Raw genomic sequence first — 16,978 nt, 5'->3', positions numbered from 1 at the left:
GCCGCCGTCGTTGCGTCAATTTCGTTGACCTGAGCGCCGTCCGATGCTCAGCTGAAGCCGGCGCCAAAAGCGAGGCATCGCATGAGCGTGCTGTTCGTGAGTCATGCGAGCAAATCGGATGCTGGGGCGAGCACGATCCTGGCATGGCTCAGGGAATGGGGCTACGACGCCGTCTTCGTCGATCATGACGTGGCCGAAGGGCTGATCGGCGGCGAGCCTTGGGAGGAAAGGCTCTATACGGAGCTGCGCCGCTGCCGCGCTCTGATCGCCCTCGTCGATTCCGCCTGGCTCGGCTCCAAATGGTGCATCGCCGAGGCCAACCACGCCCAGGCACTGCGCAAGCCGGTGATCCCGATCTATCTCGAGGATCGCAAGGCGAGCGAATCTTTCGCCAAGCTGCTCGCCGCCAACGCGCCACCGGTTTTCGCGCGCGTCCAGAGCCTGACCACGGTGGCGCTGGAAGACACCAAGGCGCGCCTCAAGCAGGCGCTGTCCAGCCTCGGCCTCGATGCGGCGAATGTCTTCAGCTTCAAGGGAAGCCGCCCGCCCTATCCGGGACTTCCGCCTTTCGAGAAGGATGATGCCCCCGTCTTCTTCGGGCGTGATCAGGAGATCACCGATCTTCTGTCGCTTCTGAATTCCTGCCGCGCCGCCAATCGCCCGCGCTGGATTCAGATCCAGGGCGCCTCGGGATCGGGCAAATCCTCACTCCTGCGGGCCGGCCTGCTGCCCCGGCTCGAGCGCGATAAGGATCATTGGATCATCGTTCCACCTTTTCGGCCGCTGGCCGATCCACTGCGCGAGCTCTCCCAGGTCTTGCTGGCGCCACTGCCGGCGCCCGAAGGGGCGGAAGCCGCGGTCGTGGCCGCCTGGGCGCAATGGATCATCGATGCGGCCGCGACGGTCCGGGCCGGAGCACAACGCCCGGAGGCGACCGTGCTGCTCTCCGTCGACCAGCTCGAGGAGGCGGTCAATCCGAGTCGCGCCGGTGCGTTGCGCGACGAGGGCGGGCTGGATCGCGCCACGATCTTCCTCATCGCGCTCAGGGAAGCATTGGCGCGCAGCGATCATCGGCTCCTGGTGATCTCGACGTTGCGGGCGGACACGATTGGAGATTTCCAACGCCATCGCGCCATGCGCGAGCGGTCCTCGCAGGGCGACGTCATTCGCGTCCAGGCCTGCCAGCTCGACGCGCTTCCGAAAGCGAGCTTCTTCGCGATCATCCAGGGACCGGCGGATCTGGCGGGCCTGCGTTTCGACGACGGCCTCGTCGGGCGTATCGTCGATGAGACGGCCACCGACGATGCCTTGCCGCTCCTCGCTTTCGCGCTGCGCGAATTGTGGGACCGTTATGGCAAGGCGGATCTACGCATCTCGAAGGACGAATATGACCTGTTCGGCGGCATCGAGAAATCGGTGGGGGATCGCGCCGAGGCGGAATACCGCAACTGGATGGACAAGCTCGCCTCGACGGGCATCTCCCCGGCGGAGATCGAAGCGCAGAACGAGCAGTTCCGCCGTCTGATGCTCACGCATTTCGCCGGGATCACCGATGACGGGCGATTGATCCGCTCGCCCGTCGCCTGGGTGGATGTCCCGGCGGGACTGAAAGGCGTCGTCGAGGCCTTCCGCGATGCGCGCCTCATGTCGGCCGATCAGGAGAAGGTCGAAGTCGCGCATGATGCGCTGTTCCGGCGCTGGGACCGGTTGGCCGAATGGCGCAAGCAGATCGGCGGGGCGCTTGCCGATCTGCGGCTCGTCAAGCGGATATATGCCGAGAGAACGGACCAGGCGGATCTGATTCCGGAAGGCCATCAGCTCGAGCAGGCGAAGCGTTTGCTGACGAGCGGCCTGATCCAGAGCGACAGCCCGCTCGCAACCTTCGTGACGAGCAGCATGAAGCTGGCGGAATTCCATGAAGAGCGCCGCCGCTTCTGGAAGAGGCTGGGCCAGGCGGCCAGCGTCGCCGTGGCGCTGGTTGGTGTGATCGCGACGGCTCTGTTCCTCGTCGCCTCTGACCGGCAGCGCGCCGCCTTGGCCGAGCGCGATCGCGCCTTCTCCAGCGAGGCGACGCGGCTTGCAGCGCTGAGCCGGGCCGAGCTGGCGAAGGGCAATATCCGTGGCGCCATCGAGCTTGCGCTGGAAGCGCTGCCGAGCACGCGCGCCGAGAGCGAGGAGAATTCCCTATCGCTGGGCTGGCTTGGCCATGTCTTCGCAAACCGGCCGCCGCCGGTCTCGAAGATGGTTGAGGCGACACTCATGGATGCGCTCATCGCGCGGCCTGTGAATGAGCCGTGGCTGATCGGACATCAGGAGCCGATTTATGATGTCGTGTGGAGTCCGGATGGCGCAAGGATCGCGACGGGATCCACGGACGGCACCGTGCGCATTTGGAACACCGCGACGGGCATGGTGGAGAAGTCGCTGGAGGTGAAGAAAGGGTTCCGCCCGAAATTGCAATGGAGCCTGCGAGGAGACCGCCTGTTCGCTTCGTCCGAGGGAATGAACAGAGGCATCTATATGTGGGATATGTCGTCGGGCGAAGGCGTTTCCATGATGCCGGAGGGGGAGGCCGATTACATACGTATTGCATGGAGCCCCGACGCTACATCGGTTGTGATGGTTACTCTGAGGGGAGAGGCGAAGCTGTGGGATGCGACAACGGGAAAGCTGAAGGCGCGTATTGAAATCCCGAGGGTTGCGATCAAGGAAGTTGCCTGGAGCGTGGAAGGCGGGAGCTTGGCACTGGCGGTTGGCGGCGAGGTCTGGATCTGGGACGCCGATGGAAATCGGTCGCAAGTCGTCCTGCGCCACGAAGATGTGGTGTCCAAAATCGCCTGGGGACCGAATGGAATGCTGGCAACGGTATCCGGGCGCATGATCCGAATCTGGAACACCGACAAGGGTGAGCTTGCGGCATCACTCCCGCTTGCGGGCAAGGCGACCGCCATTTCCTGGAATCAGGACGGGTCGCGACTGGCGATAGGCACGATGGATCGCGGTGGCAGCATTTGGCAGGCTGACACAGGTAAGGTCACTGATCTGGCCGAACGCGTTCCGGTCGAGATGATTGCCTGGAGTCCCGACGGCACGAAACTGGCAACACGATTTTATGGGGCCGCGTGGCTGTGGGATCCGGCGAGTGGCGCGAAAATTGGCCCGCCGCTGGCAGCTCCGGAGAAGGTTGCGTTCAGAACGGTGTTGCGGCCTGCGCGTTCAGATATACCGGCCACGCCGGAAATGAAATGGAGTCCGGACAGCAAGCAGATCGCAATAGCGCTAGGTCCGGTGGGCGCGGTCTGGGATGTGGAGCGCAATGAGCGCTTCCTGCTGATCGGGCACCAGGAGGCAATTTCCGGACTGGCATGGAAGGGCGACAGTGGTTTGCTTGCAACGGCTTCCGTGGACGGCATGGCGCGAATATGGAATTTGGGAAACGGAAGCCAAGGCATGCGGAGGAAACTTAGCGACAACGCCGATGATGTGCATCGGATTGCCTGGGACCGGACTGGCGGGCGGATACTGGCTTTGACAACGGGTTCTCTCGCCATATGGGAGGCGTCCACCGGTGCGACGATCGCAGTGATGGACGCGCAGCCCGCTGGTTATGCCGAGTGGGATCCGGCCGGGTCGCGAATTGTGGCAGCCCTCGACGACCGCACACCCGGCATATGGGACGCCGGCAGTGGCAAACTGCTGATGCGTCTCGAGGGGCACACCGACACCGTGAACGCCGCAGCCTGGAGTCCTGACGGTCTTCGGCTGGTCACGGCTTCCAATGATTTGACGGCCAAGATCTGGGACGCCACCTCCAAACTCACGCGCGAGCTGAAGTTCAGCCGTAAAATTCAAGAAGCCTATTGGAGCCCGGACGGGCGGCGCATTGCGCTGGTCGTGGAGGATGGACTCTTTATATGGACGCCCAAGGCGACGCAGCCGGAAAGCCAACTGGTTCTCACGGGTGGAGTGCAGGCGGTTTCCTGGAGCCCGGATGGATCGCGGCTGGCCACCTCAAAAGGGGGCTGGCCAAGATCTGTCTGGAATGACGAAGACAAATTTCTGACGATTCGATCGGTTACTCGAACATCATGGAGTCCGGATGGGAAACGTATGGCGACCGTTTCTGATGATGGGTTGGGGCGGGTATGGGATATGGAAACGCGCACGGAAGTTCCACTCAGAGTGCCTGACAGTGACGTTCTGGACATCGCGTGGAGCGGCAATGGCCGATGGATTGCAACGGTATCCGATGACTCGACCGTGCGGGTCTGGGATGCCGCGAGCGGTAAGGAGGTATCCCGTTATATGGACCGCAAGCCGAAGATGGCGTGGGACTCGACAGGCCAGCGTCTGGCTTCACTGCGGGCGGATGGAGTCGTCGAAGTCAATGTCATGCCACGGGAGAATCTATCGACCTTGCTGGCTTGCGCATTGGGCCAGCTGCCCTCTGTGAGCCCAGCCGTAATTCGCGGCGATTTCTTTCTATCGCCGGCACCCCAGGAGGGCTCGGCTGCGGCGCATTTGAGCGAGCCATATATCGCGCGTTATGCCGCCGCGCAGGAAGCCTGCACGGCCCTTCTGCAATAGGCGGGCTTACGGCACAAACGGCTTGAAGTGCTTCGACAGCTTGAGGCCCTGGCGCTGATAGTTGGAGCCGATGCCCTGGCCATAGACCTGGTTCGGGATCTGGGTCAGAGGCTCGTAGATGAGCCGGCCGATGATCTGGCCATCTTCCAGAATGAAGGGCACTTCATGCGAGCGCACTTCGAGCACGGCGCGCGAACCTTCGCCGCCGCCCGACTGATGGCCGAAGCCCGGATCGAAGAAGCCGGCATAATGGACGCGGAACTCGCCGACCAGCGGGTTGAACGGCACCATCTCGGCCGCATGGGTCGGCGGCACGCGCACCGCTTCCTTCGAGGCGAGAATGTAGAACTGGTCGGGATCGAGAATGAGCGAGCCCTTCTGCCAGATCGGCTCCCAGTAATCGAGCACCTCGAGGACGCCCACCTTGTCGACATCGACAAGGCCCGAATGGCGTTTGGCGCGGAAGCCCACCGGGTGGCCGGGTGGCTGCGGCGACAGGTCGACCGACAGCGCCAGGCCGTTATCGATATTGGCGTCGGCGGACGAGATCAGCGCCTCGCTTTCATGCAGGAGCGCGATGATCTCGTCGGAGGCGAGCGGCGGGCCGGAGCGGAAGCGGATCTGCGACAGGCGCGAGCCGGTGCGCGCCAGGATGGAAAAGCTCCTGGGCGAGATCTCGGCATAGAGCGGGCCTTCATAGCCCTCCGGGATCTTGTCGAATTCGCGCGCATCATCGGCAATGACGCGGGTGAAGATGTCGAGCCGCCCGGTCGAGCTCTTGGGGTTCGCCGCCGCCGAGATGCGGGATGGCAGCGCCAGGGTTTCGAGCAGCGGCACGATATAGACGCAACCGGCTTCGAAGACGGCCCCTTGCGCCAGCGAGAATTTATGGAGCTGCAGGGTTTCGAGGCGCTCGGCCACCTTTTTGCCGGGACCGGGCAGGAAAGAGGCGCGCACCCGATAGGCCCATTCGCCGAGCCTGAGATCGAGGCTCGCCGGCTGGATCTGTCCCGGGGCCAGCGGCCGGCCGGTCCGGATGAAGCCTTTTTCGCAAAAATCGGCGAGCGTCATCGCGGGGAGTATCCCGCGCGGCATTTCGAGGGCGGAAAGCTTGGTGTTGGGCTGCGGCATGGCGCTATTGAGAGGCTAATCGAGCATTAGGCAAGCGCAATCTGGCGCCAGTGGAAAACCTCCGCTGGGTCATCCTGCCTGCCGGATCTTCGACGGCGTCTTGCCGAACTGACGGCGATAGGCCCGGGTGAAGGCGGAGGCGCCGGCGAAACCGACTTTGGCCGCGATCTCGGCGACCGGCAAAGGACTGTTGCCGAGAAGCCAGTGCGCGCGCTCCAGCCGCAGCCTCGTATAATAGCGGCTCGGCGACGTCCGGAAGTGTCGTTGGAACAAACGATTGGCGGTGGCGGGCGGTATCTCCGCCATGGTGCAGAGGGCGGCGACATCGGCAGGTTGCTCGATATTAGCCTGCATGAGCTCGATCAAACGCGCCAGGCGCCGCTCGACGCGGGCGACCATGCCGTCGGGAGACGTCTCGGCGGACTTCGCGTCGGCGGCGAGCGGCCGGTAGTTCAGCACATGGGCGACGCGGTCGGCCAGGGGGGTGCCGTGGAAGCGTTTGATCAGGCCCAGCATCATGTCCATGGTCGCGATGCCGCCGGCGCTGGAGACGATTCTGTCGTCGCTCGAAAACAGCTGATCCAGAAGCACCGAATCCGCCAGGAGCTCGCGATAGGCGGAGATGCTCTCGCGATGGACCGAAACCTTGTGCGCGCCGAGGATCCTGGCCTTGGCCAGTATGTAGGATGCGGTGTCCACACAGCCGATGACGGCGCCCTGGCGATAGTGTTTGCGCAGCCAGCCGAGAAGCGCCGGCTTGCACGCCTCTTCGGGCTTGTAGGAGGACAGAACGATGATCACCGGCGCGAAGGGCATGTCGGCCAGCGCGATGTCCGGGGCGATGGGAACGCCGCTGGAGGAGGAGACGGGAGCATCGTCGGGGGTCAATATCTTGCGGATGAAACAGGCCTGGCCGTGCTCACGGTCGGCGACACGAAGGCTCTCGAGACATGCGGCCAATGACAGGAGCGGGAAGCGCTGAGCCAGGACGATCGCAACCGTGACGGCAGATACAGGCAAGCTGGAATCCTCGTTTAGTGATCAGGTCGCGCCAGTTCGCGATAATCTCGGCACATCGGAGCATGACTCGTCAATGCATAATGCGCCGCAGGACAGGCCGCATCACAGGAGCGACGGACATGCTGGCAACTCGAGAACAAACAACCCCGACCGCATGCAGCAAGGAGGAGTGGGAAGCCCGTGTCCATCTGGCGGCGCTCTATCGCATCACCGCGAAATACGGCATGACCGATCTGGCGAATGGCGCGATCGGCGCTCGGGTTGCCGGCGAGCCTGATCATTATCTCACCCATCCCTATGGATTGTTCTGGGAGGAGATGAAGGCGAGCGATCTGGTCAAGATCGACAAGAACGGCAAGCCGGTCGATGTTGGCGCGCCCTGGCTGAATGACGGCGCCGTCAATCTGTGCAAATGGATCTTCGGGCACCGCCCGGACATTAATTTTTTCATTCACGGTCATGACGAAGAAGTCATGGCTGTCGGCTCGATCGAAGACGGGCTGCTGCCGCTCAATCAGCCGGCCATCTATCTGGGGAATATCCTCGACTATATCGAATACACCTTTGAGGAAGATGAGGACTATGCCCGGCATTTCGTACAGAAGCTCGCCGACCGGCAGATCCTGATCACCCGCAATCACGGGTACTACGTCATGGGAGACACGGCCGCCGCCGCTTTCTTCCGGGCCTATTTCCTGCGCCAGACATGTTCCGCCCAGATCAAGACGATGTCGATGGGCCGCAAGCTTCATATGATCGACCCGCAGCGGGTTGCCCGCTACCAGGACGAAATGAAGACCTCGCCGGATTACAACTACAATGGCGAAACCGAATGGCCGGGCCTCATCCGCATGCTCGAGCGCACCCAGCCCGACTATCGCAATTGAGGAACATACATGCCTCCGGCTGCCGGAGCTGGGACATGCCCGATGCGAGCGCCGCCCGCCACGATCCGCATCCGGGCGACGCCATCGCACGTTATCTCGCTGCGACGGGTCCGGTCTATGGCGCGCTGACCAGGCTGGTGAGCCAGGTATCCTTACTGCTCCTGTTGTCGGACGATCGCAGGCTCAGTTACACCGGTGCGGCCGCGGCGCGGACGCTGGCGCAAGAGACCGAAACGGCGCTCGCCGCGTTGCCGGTGCCGGCCGCGGTGGGCCGTCACCATTGGATGCTCAGCCAGGCGATGGATCGTCTGAGCCAAGTGTTGAAGCGACTGCGGCGCGGCCGAATGGACGCTGCCGCCTTCGCGCGCCTGATCCGATTGGTGCGCAGCGCCCATGAGCTGCTGCGGCTGGCGGCGCTGCCGGAGGCTGGTCTCTCCCTCGCAGATCTCAGGCGAGCTTGTTGCAGCTGCGTGCGATAGGAGTCCAACGCAATGGCCGATTATTCGATTCATGTGCTCGAATATGCGCGCACGCGCAACTACCCGAAAGCCGCTCTTGTCTATGGCGCCTTCGAGGAAGTCCGTGTGACGCTGCCCTATTCCTATATCCTCTTGCGTGGGCGCGGGCATGTGGCCCTCGTCGATGTCGGCTATTCGCACAAGGATCACGGCAAGTACCTTGCCGAAAAATACGGCATCGAAAACTGGCGCCCGCCGCGCACCGTGCTGTCTGAATGCGGTATTGCGCCCGAAGATGTCGACACGGTCTTCATCACCCATGCGCATTTCGATCATTTTGGCAATGTCGAGGATTTCCCCAATGCCACATTTTATATCCAGCGCGAGGAGATCGAGCGCTGGAGCTGGGTGCTCTCGCTTCCCGACCGCATGCGCTGGATGACGGCTTCGCTCGACCCGGCGAGCATCCTTCACGCCGCCGAGCTGTCGGCGGTTGGCCGGTTGAAATGGGTCGATGGCTGCTGGGAAGACGTCATTCCGGGCGTCGACCTGCATCTCGCCCGCGACAGCCACACCTATGGCTCCATGTGGGTCGCGGTGCGCAATGACGGAGCGAAGGTTTCGCAGGATGTCTGGGTGCTGGCCGGCGATCTGGTGGTTCAGTTCGACAATATCGAAAGGGACGGGAGCCTGATCGATGTCGAGACGATGTACAATCCGGGCGCGCAGACCGTCGGCAGCTATACCAATATCATTATCGCCATGGCGGCGATGATGAAGCTCGTGGGCCACGAGGCCCGGCGCATCATCCCCGTCCACGAGGCGCGGCTCGGGGAGCGATTCCCCTCCCGCATCTCCAGGGAGGATCTGCGCATATCCGAGATCTGCCTGGCCGATGGCGCGGTATCGGCCGTCAAAAGCTGAACCCGAGGCCGTGCAAAACTCTGCCGCTTCGTCTAAAGTGGCGCCATGTATGAACGAATTACACGTAATATAAGAGTTGTCGTCCAGCCGCGGTACTTGCAGAGCCAGTCGCGGCCCGATGATGATCATTTCGTCTGGGCCTATACGATCACCATCGCGAACCAGGGCCTGGAAATCGTCACCTTGCGCAGCCGCCACTGGCAGATCACCGACGACCGCGGCCGGCGCGAGGAGGTGAAAGGCGAGGGTGTCGTCGGCGAGCAGCCCACCCTGGCGCCCGGCGAAAGCTTCGAATATACCTCCGGCGTCCCGCTCGCGACGCCGTCCGGCATCATGCTCGGGACCTACCAGATGGAGACGTCGGGCGGCGAACTCTTCGATGTCGACATTCCCGCCTTTTCACTCGATTCCCCGCAATCCCACCGGCAGATCAACTGATTTCCCATGACTGGAACCCGTTTCACGCCACGCGACATGCTGGCTCGCCTCATCGCTTTCGACACCACGAGCCGTGACGGCAACCTGCCGCTGATCGATTTCGTCGAGGCCTATCTCGCCGACTGGGGCATCAAGAGCCTGCGCGTCGATTTCGAGGCCGGCAAGAAGACCAATCTCTATGCCACGATCGGGCCTGAGGACCAGGGCGGCATCGTGCTGTCGGGCCATACCGATGTGGTGCCGGTCGACGGCCAGCCCTGGGCGACCAATCCCTTCGAGCTGACCGAGAAGGATGGCCTCCTTTATGGCCGCGGCACCTGCGACATGAAGGGTTTCCTCGCCACCGCTCTGGCGCTGGTGCCGGACTTCAAGGCGGCGAAGCTCAAGACGCCGATCCATCTGGCGCTGTCCTGTGACGAGGAAGTGGGCTGCATCGGCGTGCGTCCGCTCGTCGCCTATATCAAAGAGCATCTGCCCAAGCCCAAGGCCGTCATCGTCGGCGAGCCGACTTTGATGAAGGTGGTGAACGCCCATAAGGGCGCCCATACTTTCGCAACTGAAGTGACCGGCCTCGAGGCGCATTCGAGCTGCACGCATCTGGGCGTCAATTCCATCCTGGTGGCGGGTGAGCTCCTTTCCGAGATCGGCCGCATCGCCAGTGACATGCGCGAGCGCGGCGATCCGTCGGGCCGGTTCAACCCACCCTATACGACCGTGCATGTCGGGCTCATCGAGGGCGGCACCGCCAAGAACATCATTCCACGCCGCTGCGCCTTCAAATGGGAGACGCGGCTTCTGCCGGGCTCCGATCCGGACGAAGTGCCGACGCGCTTCAACGCTTTCGCCAGGACGCTCGAGCCCGCGATGCATGAGGTGTCGCCCGAGACCGGCGTGCGCACCGACCGCACCAATGTCGTGCCGGGCCTGCGCCCCGAGCCCGATTCACCCGCCGAAAATCTGGCGCTGCATCTGGCCGAGGCCAATGGTACGGAGGCCGTCTCCTATTGCACCGAAGCGGGCCTCTTCCAGGAGATCGGCATCCCCGCCATCATCTGCGGCCCGGGCTCGATCGAGCAGGCGCACAAGCCGGATGAGTTCATCGCCATCTCCGAGATGGAGAAATGCGAGACCTTCATGCGCAAGCTCATCCAGCATTGTGTGAATTGATTCAATCGCGATCAATTCTCCCATTCCGTTATCCCGACGAAAGTCGGGATCCATTGAATAAGCGTAATCTGGGCATCGGTCCTCGCGTGGAAGGAATTTAATGGGTCCCGGCTTTCGCCGGGATGACGGAGTTTTTTCGGCGGTTGCGTGGGACGCCGGCCATCACCATATTTACGGCTGACTTTTGCAATATGAGGCCGGCATGGCCCTGCTGCTCAACATCCTCTGGTTCATCCTGGGCGGATTTTTCTCCGGCCTCGGCTGGCTGTTGGCCACCGTGCTGATGGCGCTTTCCATCATCGGGATCCCTTTCGTGCGCTCCTGCTTCAATTTGGCGATGTTTTCCTTCTGGCCGTTCGGGCGCGACGTGATCTCCCGCAAGGAGCTCACCGGCCAGGACGATCTCGGCACCGGCGCGCTAGGACTCGTCGGCAACATCATCTGGTTCGTGTTGTGCGGCTGGTGGCTGGCGGTGTGGCACATCACTGCCGCCGTGGCGCTCGGCATCACCATCATCGGCATACCTTTCGCCCTGCAGCATCTGAAGCTCGCGGTCGCTTCGCTGCTGCCGGTCGGCAAGACGGTGGTCGATTACGACACGATCGACCGCGCCCGCGGCAATGCTACTGGGCCTGCGCCCGCGCCTCGGGCGCCGGCTCAACTTCCTCCGGCGCGAACTGGTAATGCGTAGAGCAGAACTCGCAGGTGACATCGATCACGCCATTGCTATTCATATGGGCGCGGTCGTCATCTGAGAAGCTCTTGAGCAGGTCGCCGACCTTGTCGCGCGAGCAGGTGCAGTGGCGCTCCAGCGTCACCGCCGGATAAACCGTAACCCCGTCTTCGTGATAGAGCCGGTAAAGCAGCTCCTCGGGCGTCAGCATCGGGTCGAGCAGCTCATGATCCTCGACCGTGTCGAGGAGCAGGCGCGCTTTCACCCAGTGATCGTCTTCGGTCACTTCTTCTTTCGAGCCCTCCGGCGCATCGCCGGAATCGAAGGGCTGCGGGCTGATGCCGCCATCGCGCGGCAAATGCTGCACCATGATGGCGCCGGCCCGCCAGGCCTCGGGCCTGAGGCCGCGCTGCGCCAGCGCTCCGGCCGCGAGCCGGAGCCTGGTCGGGATCTGCTCGGACTGCTGGAAATAGCCGAGCGCCGCCTCGGTCAGCGACACGCCGCCCAAGGCCACGATGCCCTGATAACGTTCCATGCCCTGGCCCTGGTCGATGGTCATGGCGAGATGGCCCTTGCCGAGCAGCGCCTGCGGCGTCGGCTCCTTGAGCGCCGCCACCATGTCGGCGTCGAAGCGTGCATAGCCGCGGATGCCGCTGGGCGAGGAGAAGTCGGCGACCAGGAGGTCGACCGGCCCGTCGCTGTTGGTCTGCAGGATGAACTTGCCGTCGAATTTGAGCGACGCGCCGAGCATGGCGGTGAGCGCCACGGCTTCGGCGAGAAGTGCCGAGACCGGGGCCGGATAATCATGCTTATGCAGAATATCGTCGACCACGGCGCCTAAGCGCACGATGCGTCCACGCACGCCCAAGGGCTTGATTTCAAAAGGCATCACGATGTTGTCAGGCATATCGGTCATGCTGTTCACGTGTTTCCGCAGGGGCAGGGAAGCTTTGCCCAAGCCAAGTAAAAATGATTTATGGCGTCATTCCGTGCCGAGGCACCGGAGTAGAATGCTTTTCTGGATATGGAGACGGTTCTCGGCTTCGTCAAATACCACCGATTGCGGACCATCCATGACTTGGGCGGTGACCTCCTCGCCGCGATGGGCGGGCAGGCAATGCATGAACAGCGCATCGGGCCGCGCTTGCCGCATCAAGGCGTCGTTCACCTGATAGGGCTTCAGCATATTGTGGCGCGCCGCCGCGTCGGTGTCGTGCATGGAAACCCACACATCGGCGAGCACGCAGGACACATCCTTGACCGCCTCCTCGGCCGAGGTGGTGACCTTGACCTTGCCGCCCTCACGCCTGGCCCAGGCGACCGCGTCGGGATCAGGCGCGAGTTCCGTCGGGCAGCCGAGCCGCAATTCGCCGCCGAGCTTGGTCATCGCATGGATCCAAGAGGTCGCGACATTGTTGCCGTCGCCCACCCAGGCGACCGCATGCCGGTCGATGGAACCGCGATGCTCCTCGAAGGTCATGATATCGGCCATCACCTGGCAGGGATGCGATTTATTGGTGAGGCCGTTGATGACCGGAATGCTCGCATGTTCGGCGAGCTCCAAAAGGTGATCATGCTGCTTGGCGCGGATCATGATGCCGTCGACATAACGCGACAATACGCGTGCCGTGTCCGCGATCGTCTCGCCGCGGCCGAGCTGCATGTCATTGGCGGAGATGACGAGCACCTCGCCGCCCAATTGCCGCATTGCCACTTCGAAGGAGACGCGGGTACGTGTCGAAGGCTGCTGGAAGATCATTGCCAGCACGCGGCCCTTGAGCGGAGCGCCTTGCTCGACGGCGCCTTTCGGCCAGCCCTTGCGGGCGCTTTTCATCGCCTGCGAGCGATCGAGGATCGCCCTGAGCTCAGCGGCGGAAAAATCGGAAATATCGAGAAAATGACGAATATCGCCAGCCATCGGAGATCGCCTCAACCGCGCTTGGAGGTGAGGGACTGGCAGGCCCGGTCGAGCTTCGCCACCGCTTCCGAGAGATCCTCATCGGTGACGATGAGCGGCGGCAGCAGGCGCACTACATTGTCGCCGGCGGCGATGGTGAGGAGCTGCTGGTCGATGGCCGCCGCGATCAGGTCGGTATTGGGCACTTTGGTCTTGAGGCCCATCATCAGGCCGTCGCCACGAATATCCTCGATGATATCGGGATGGCTGTCCTTCAGCGCCGCGAGCTTCTGCTTGAAATTGAGGCCGCGCGTCTGGACATTGGCGAGGAAGCCGTCGGCCAGCACGACATCGAGCACCGCATTGGCGACCGCCATGGCGAGCGGATTGCCGCCGAAAGTCGAGCCATGGGTGCCGGCCGTCATGCCTTGCGCCGCATTTTCGGTGGCGAGGCAGGCGCCGACCGGGAAGCCGCCGCCAATACCCTTGGCGATCGCCATGATATCGGGGGTGACGCCCGCCCATTCATGGGCGAAAAGCTTGCCGGTGCGCCCGACGCCGCATTGCACCTCATCGAGGAGCAGCAGGATACCGTGCTCGTCGCAGATCTCGCGCAGCCTTTTCAGCATCTTAGGCGGAACCGGGCGCAGGCCGCCTTCGCCCTGGATCGGCTCGATCAAGATGCCGGCGGTCGCCGGCGTGATCGCTTCGAGGAGGGCTTTCTCGTCGCCGAAAGGAACCTGGTCGAAACCGGCAACCTTGGGGCCGAAGCCTTCGATATATTTCGCCTGGCCGCCCGCCGCGATGGTGGCGAGGGTGCGGCCATGGAAGGCGCCGTCGAACGTAATGATGTGAAAGCGTTCAGGGTTTCCCTTGGCCGCGTGATATTTGCGCGCCATCTTGATCGAGCATTCGAGCGCCTCCGCACCCGAATTGGTGAAGAAGACGGTGTCGGCGAAAGTGGCGTCGGTCAGCCTTTTGGCGAGCTTTTCCTGGCCCGGGATCACATAGAGATTGGACGTATGCCAGAGCTTGTTGGCCTGCTCGGTCAAGGCCTCGACGAGGCGCGGATGGGCGTGGCCGAGGCTCGTCACCGCGACGCCGGCGCCGAAATCGAGAAACTCCCGCCCATCTTCGGTATAGACGCGCATGCCCTTGCCGCGATCGAAGGCGAGCGGGGCGCGTTTATAGGTCGGCAGGACAGGCGTGATCATCGTGTTGGCCCAAATGAAAATGCCGCCACGAGGCTCTGTGGCGGCGCAGCAAATCCCTGTCTCTGTTTATATGAGTTCCCTCCCTGAGGGTCAATCGCGGCTCTCTCCCGCTTTTTTGGGTCTTGAGTCAAACCGACGCAGGCCGCCTGAGTCAAACCGCCGCATGGACCCCTGATTCCCACGCCTGTTAGGCTTTCCTTAACCACACGGCGTAGGGACAACTTGCAGGGGAAAACTCCGGAAGTTGGGGAAAACCTCTTAAAGTCGGCGCCGGATTCTTGATGGCGAGTCAAGGCATATAGTATGGTTAGGCCATCAAGCTACGAGATGTAGCGTCAATCTTGTCAGTTCAGGGCAAAGCGCGCTGGTCATGCGGGACCAGCGAAAGGTGAAGGATTCGAAGCGGTGAATAGCGAAATTGGGGCGAGCCACGGAGGCGATAAGATGTCCTGGACGGATGAGCGGGTGGATCTCTTGAAGCGGCTATGGACCGAGGGGCTGAGCGCCAGCCAGATCGCGGGGCGCCTCGGCAATGGGGTGACGCGCAATGCCGTCATCGGCAAAGTGCACCGGCTGAACCTGTCGGGCCGGGCGCCACAGCCCCGGAGTTCCGTGCCGCGGCCGCGCCGGGCGCGCGAGCCGAGCCCGCCGGGCCGGGTGACGCCCTCCATCCATCTGCCGACCACCGGCGCCACCGCGCTCAAGCCCACTTTGCGCCACGAAGTGCAGCCGCGGGCTCTGCCGATGCCGGAACCCCAGCCTTTGCGGCTGGTCGACCTGCCGAAGGACGGCCGTGTCACCATCCTCCATCTCTCCGACAAGACCTGCAAATGGCCGATCGGCGACCCGGGAGCCGAGGATTTCTGCTTCTGCGGTCACAAGCCGCGCGATAGCTCACCCTATTGCGAATACCATGCGCGCCTGGCCTACCAGCCGCTGCAGGACCGCCGTCACCGCAAGGTGGTCAACGGCTGATCCATATTCCTCTCTGAGGGGACAGAGGCCAGCCCGCTTGGGCTGGCTTTTTTGTTTCCAGCTCAGCGCCCGCCCGAGACATCCAGAATAGCGCCGGTCGTATAGGAGGCGGCGTCGCTGAGCAGCCAGACGATCGCCTCGGCGACTTCGCGCGCGGTGCCGGGCCGGCCCATCGGCGTCGTGACGCCGAGCCGGTGTGCCCGGCCGGGCTCGCCGCCGCTCGCATGGATATCCGTTTCTATCAAACCCGGCCGGATCGCGTTGACCCGCACACCTTCGGCCGCGAGCTCCTTGGCGAGGCCGACGGTCAGCGTGTCGACGGCACCTTTGGAACCGGCATAATCGACATATTCGAAGGGTGAGCCGAGCCGGGCTGCGGCGGAAGAGAGAAGCACCACCGAGCCGCCCTCGCCACCGCGGTTCTTCGGCAGTCGCCTCGCGCATTCGCGGGCGCACAGATAGGCGCCCAGCACATTGACCCCGAAGATGCGCTGCATCCGCTCGACACTCATATCGGCGAGCGGCGATGCCGGCGCCACGATGCCGGCATTGATGACGACGCCGGTCAGCCGGCCGAAAGCGTGCTCGGTCGCCGCGAACATGGCGACGACGTCCTTCTCCGCCGCGACATCGCCTTGGGCGAGAACTGCCTTGCCGCCGGCCTTGCGCACGTGCTCGGCCGTCTCCTCGGCGGCGGCGCGGTTGCCGACATAATTGATGCCGACCGACCAGCCTCTTTCACCACACAGAATGGCCGCTTCCCGGCCGATGCCGCGGCTTCCGCCGGTGATCAATATGGACTTCATCGGATGTTCTCCTTCTTCGACCGGGCGCGGGCGACCGGCATGATGTGGTCGCGGCTCAGGATCGCCAGCGGCAGGTCGAGTACGAAAGGATCGATCCAGCGGATCTCCTCGATCTCCGCATTCGCGGCGACGGAGCCGGTGAGCGCTACCTCGAAGACATCGGCCTCGACCTCGCGGCCTTGCTCATGCGCCGCCTCGGCGCGGAATTTTCCGAGATAGAGGAATTGGCCGGTTGGGGCCGCCAGAGCGATCTCTTCCTTGAGCTCCCGCGCCAGCGCTTCGGCGGGTGCTTCATGTGCTTCGATCTTGCCGCCGGGCTGCATGAAGACGGAGGAACCGCGCTTGCGCACCACCAGCACATGTCCAGCTTCATTGAAGATGATCGCCGCTGCGATATGGATGGGAGTGTCGCTCATTTTCGTTCGATCAAATCCCAGCGGTTGCCATGAAGATCCTCGAAGACCGCCACCGTGCCATAGGCCTCGTGCCGTGGCGCTTCGAGGAAACGCACGCCGCGCCCGATATAGAGAGCGTGATCGCGCGCGAAGTCGTCGGTTTCCAGGAACAGGAAGACCCGCCCGCCACTCTGATTGCCGATGGCGCCGGTCTGCCGCTCATCGGCGGCCTGCGCCAGCAAGAGGCCGGTTCCCTCCGGCTTAGGGGCCACGACCACCCATCTCTTCGTCGGACCCAAGCGTCGGTCTTCGCGCAGCACGAAATCGAGCTTATCGACATAGAAGCCGATGGCTTCGTCATAGTCGCGCACGACCAGCGTGATGAGGCCGAGTTCGCGGGACATCG

At 63.1% G+C, this 16,978-nt stretch carries 15 protein-coding genes and 1 pseudogene; 8 read left to right on the top strand and 8 right to left on the bottom strand.

Annotated features, from left to right (window positions below):
* Positions 1–81: 81 nt before the first annotated feature.
* Positions 82–4,587 carry an nSTAND1 domain-containing NTPase gene (locus JHL16_RS31035; RefSeq protein WP_200188730.1) on the top strand — a complete coding sequence of 1,502 codons (4,506 nt, stop codon included), beginning with the start codon at positions 82–84 and terminating at the stop codon, positions 4,585–4,587.
* 6 nt (positions 4,588–4,593) lie between these two features.
* On the opposite strand, the gene JHL16_RS31030 is transcribed toward JHL16_RS31035, so the two are convergent.
* Positions 4,594–5,718 (bottom strand): 2'-deoxycytidine 5'-triphosphate deaminase, encoded by a 1,125-nt coding sequence (locus JHL16_RS31030; RefSeq protein ID WP_200188729.1) that lies wholly within the window; start codon positions 5,716–5,718, stop codon positions 4,594–4,596.
* Between the two features lie 69 nt (positions 5,719–5,787).
* The gene (locus JHL16_RS31025; protein ID WP_200188728.1) at positions 5,788–6,738 is read right to left on the bottom strand and encodes a GlxA family transcriptional regulator; all 951 of its coding nucleotides are present in this window, start codon (positions 6,736–6,738) and stop codon (positions 5,788–5,790) included.
* A 119-nt stretch (positions 6,739–6,857) separates the two neighbouring features.
* On the opposite strand from JHL16_RS31025, the gene JHL16_RS31020 reads away from it, so the two are divergent.
* The 6 genes and pseudogenes from JHL16_RS31020 to JHL16_RS30995 all read left to right on the top strand — a co-directional run.
* A complete protein-coding gene (locus JHL16_RS31020) occupies positions 6,858–7,625 on the top strand; it encodes a class II aldolase/adducin family protein (protein WP_200188727.1) in 768 nt (255 codons plus the stop codon).
* Positions 7,622–8,104, top strand: coding sequence for a hypothetical protein (locus JHL16_RS31015; protein WP_200188726.1), 483 nt, complete (start codon positions 7,622–7,624; stop codon positions 8,102–8,104). Before JHL16_RS31020 ends, JHL16_RS31015 begins: the two co-directional genes overlap by 4 nt.
* 12 nt (positions 8,105–8,116) lie before the next feature.
* Positions 8,117–9,007 carry an N-acyl homoserine lactonase family protein gene (locus JHL16_RS31010; RefSeq protein WP_200188725.1) on the top strand — a complete coding sequence of 297 codons (891 nt, stop codon included), beginning with the start codon at positions 8,117–8,119 and terminating at the stop codon, positions 9,005–9,007.
* Between the two features lie 45 nt (positions 9,008–9,052).
* The gene (gene apaG / locus JHL16_RS31005) at positions 9,053–9,445 is read left to right on the top strand and encodes a Co2+/Mg2+ efflux protein ApaG (protein ID WP_137854431.1); all 393 of its coding nucleotides are present in this window, start codon (positions 9,053–9,055) and stop codon (positions 9,443–9,445) included.
* A 6-nt stretch (positions 9,446–9,451) separates the two neighbouring features.
* A complete protein-coding gene (gene argE, locus JHL16_RS31000; protein ID WP_200188724.1) occupies positions 9,452–10,612 on the top strand; it encodes an acetylornithine deacetylase in 1,161 nt (386 codons plus the stop codon).
* Between the two features lie 202 nt (positions 10,613–10,814).
* A pseudogene (locus JHL16_RS30995) lies at positions 10,815–11,228 on the top strand (YccF domain-containing protein); the annotation flags it as partial.
* 7 nt (positions 11,229–11,235) lie between these two features.
* Here JHL16_RS30995 and JHL16_RS30990 read toward each other — a convergent pair.
* The 3 genes from JHL16_RS30990 to JHL16_RS30980 form a co-directional block, all read right to left on the bottom strand.
* Positions 11,236–12,201: an Hsp33 family molecular chaperone gene (locus JHL16_RS30990; protein WP_200188722.1), complete on the bottom strand. Its 966-nt coding sequence runs from the start codon at positions 12,199–12,201 to the stop codon at positions 11,236–11,238.
* A 66-nt stretch (positions 12,202–12,267) separates the two neighbouring features.
* Complete coding sequence (gene argF / locus JHL16_RS30985) at positions 12,268–13,203, bottom strand: ornithine carbamoyltransferase (RefSeq protein WP_200188721.1); 936 nt, start codon at positions 13,201–13,203, stop codon at positions 12,268–12,270.
* 11 nt (positions 13,204–13,214) lie between these two features.
* A complete protein-coding gene (locus tag JHL16_RS30980; RefSeq protein ID WP_200188720.1) occupies positions 13,215–14,396 on the bottom strand; it encodes an aspartate aminotransferase family protein in 1,182 nt (393 codons plus the stop codon).
* A 444-nt stretch (positions 14,397–14,840) separates the two neighbouring features.
* On the opposite strand from JHL16_RS30980, the gene JHL16_RS30975 reads away from it, so the two are divergent.
* Positions 14,841–15,371 carry a GcrA family cell cycle regulator gene (locus JHL16_RS30975; protein ID WP_137854425.1) on the top strand — a complete coding sequence of 177 codons (531 nt, stop codon included), beginning with the start codon at positions 14,841–14,843 and terminating at the stop codon, positions 15,369–15,371.
* Positions 15,372–15,433: 62 nt separating this feature from the next.
* Here the strand turns inward: JHL16_RS30975 and JHL16_RS30970 are convergent, their stop codons facing one another.
* The 3 genes from JHL16_RS30970 to JHL16_RS30960 are packed head-to-tail and all read right to left on the bottom strand — an operon-like array spanning position 15,434 to position 16,976.
* A complete protein-coding gene (locus tag JHL16_RS30970; RefSeq protein WP_200188719.1) occupies positions 15,434–16,177 on the bottom strand; it encodes an SDR family oxidoreductase in 744 nt (247 codons plus the stop codon).
* Positions 16,174–16,593, bottom strand: a complete 420-nt coding sequence (locus JHL16_RS30965; protein ID WP_200188718.1) for an NUDIX hydrolase — start codon at positions 16,591–16,593, stop codon at positions 16,174–16,176. Before JHL16_RS30965 ends, JHL16_RS30970 begins: the two co-directional genes overlap by 4 nt.
* The gene (locus JHL16_RS30960; protein WP_200188717.1) at positions 16,590–16,976 is read right to left on the bottom strand and encodes a VOC family protein; all 387 of its coding nucleotides are present in this window, start codon (positions 16,974–16,976) and stop codon (positions 16,590–16,592) included. The genes JHL16_RS30965 and JHL16_RS30960 overlap by 4 nt, the downstream gene beginning before the upstream one ends.
* Positions 16,977–16,978 lie beyond the last annotated feature (2 nt).

This window comes from Taklimakanibacter albus (assembly GCF_016595235.1).
GTDB classification, from domain to species: Bacteria; Pseudomonadota; Alphaproteobacteria; order Rhizobiales; family Aestuariivirgaceae; genus Taklimakanibacter; species Taklimakanibacter albus.
Note: the sequence above shows the minus strand (reverse complement) of the source record. Positions and strands in the feature narration are given on the sequence as shown.

Bases quoted from the DNA above. Each gene is read 5' to 3' on its own strand.
- JHL16_RS30990 (WP_200188722.1), bottom strand. From the start codon at position 12,201: ATGACCGATATGCCTGACAACATCGTGATGCCTTTTGAAATCAAGCCC.
- argE (WP_200188724.1), top strand. From the start codon at position 9,452: ATGACTGGAACCCGTTTCACGCCACGCGACATGCTGGCTCGCCTCATC.
- JHL16_RS30975 (WP_137854425.1), top strand. From the start codon at position 14,841: ATGTCCTGGACGGATGAGCGGGTGGATCTCTTGAAGCGGCTATGGACC.
- apaG (WP_137854431.1), top strand. From the start codon at position 9,053: ATGTATGAACGAATTACACGTAATATAAGAGTTGTCGTCCAGCCGCGG.
- JHL16_RS31020 (WP_200188727.1), top strand. From the start codon at position 6,858: ATGCTGGCAACTCGAGAACAAACAACCCCGACCGCATGCAGCAAGGAG.
- JHL16_RS30970 (WP_200188719.1), bottom strand. From the start codon at position 16,177: ATGAAGTCCATATTGATCACCGGCGGAAGCCGCGGCATCGGCCGGGAA.
- argF (WP_200188721.1), bottom strand. From the start codon at position 13,203: ATGGCTGGCGATATTCGTCATTTTCTCGATATTTCCGATTTTTCCGCC.
- JHL16_RS31030 (WP_200188729.1), bottom strand. From the start codon at position 5,718: ATGCCGCAGCCCAACACCAAGCTTTCCGCCCTCGAAATGCCGCGCGGG.
- JHL16_RS31035 (WP_200188730.1), top strand. From the start codon at position 82: ATGAGCGTGCTGTTCGTGAGTCATGCGAGCAAATCGGATGCTGGGGCG.
- JHL16_RS31010 (WP_200188725.1), top strand. From the start codon at position 8,117: ATGGCCGATTATTCGATTCATGTGCTCGAATATGCGCGCACGCGCAAC.
- JHL16_RS30960 (WP_200188717.1), bottom strand. From the start codon at position 16,976: ATGTCCCGCGAACTCGGCCTCATCACGCTGGTCGTGCGCGACTATGAC.
- JHL16_RS30980 (WP_200188720.1), bottom strand. From the start codon at position 14,396: ATGATCACGCCTGTCCTGCCGACCTATAAACGCGCCCCGCTCGCCTTC.
- JHL16_RS30965 (WP_200188718.1), bottom strand. From the start codon at position 16,593: ATGAGCGACACTCCCATCCATATCGCAGCGGCGATCATCTTCAATGAA.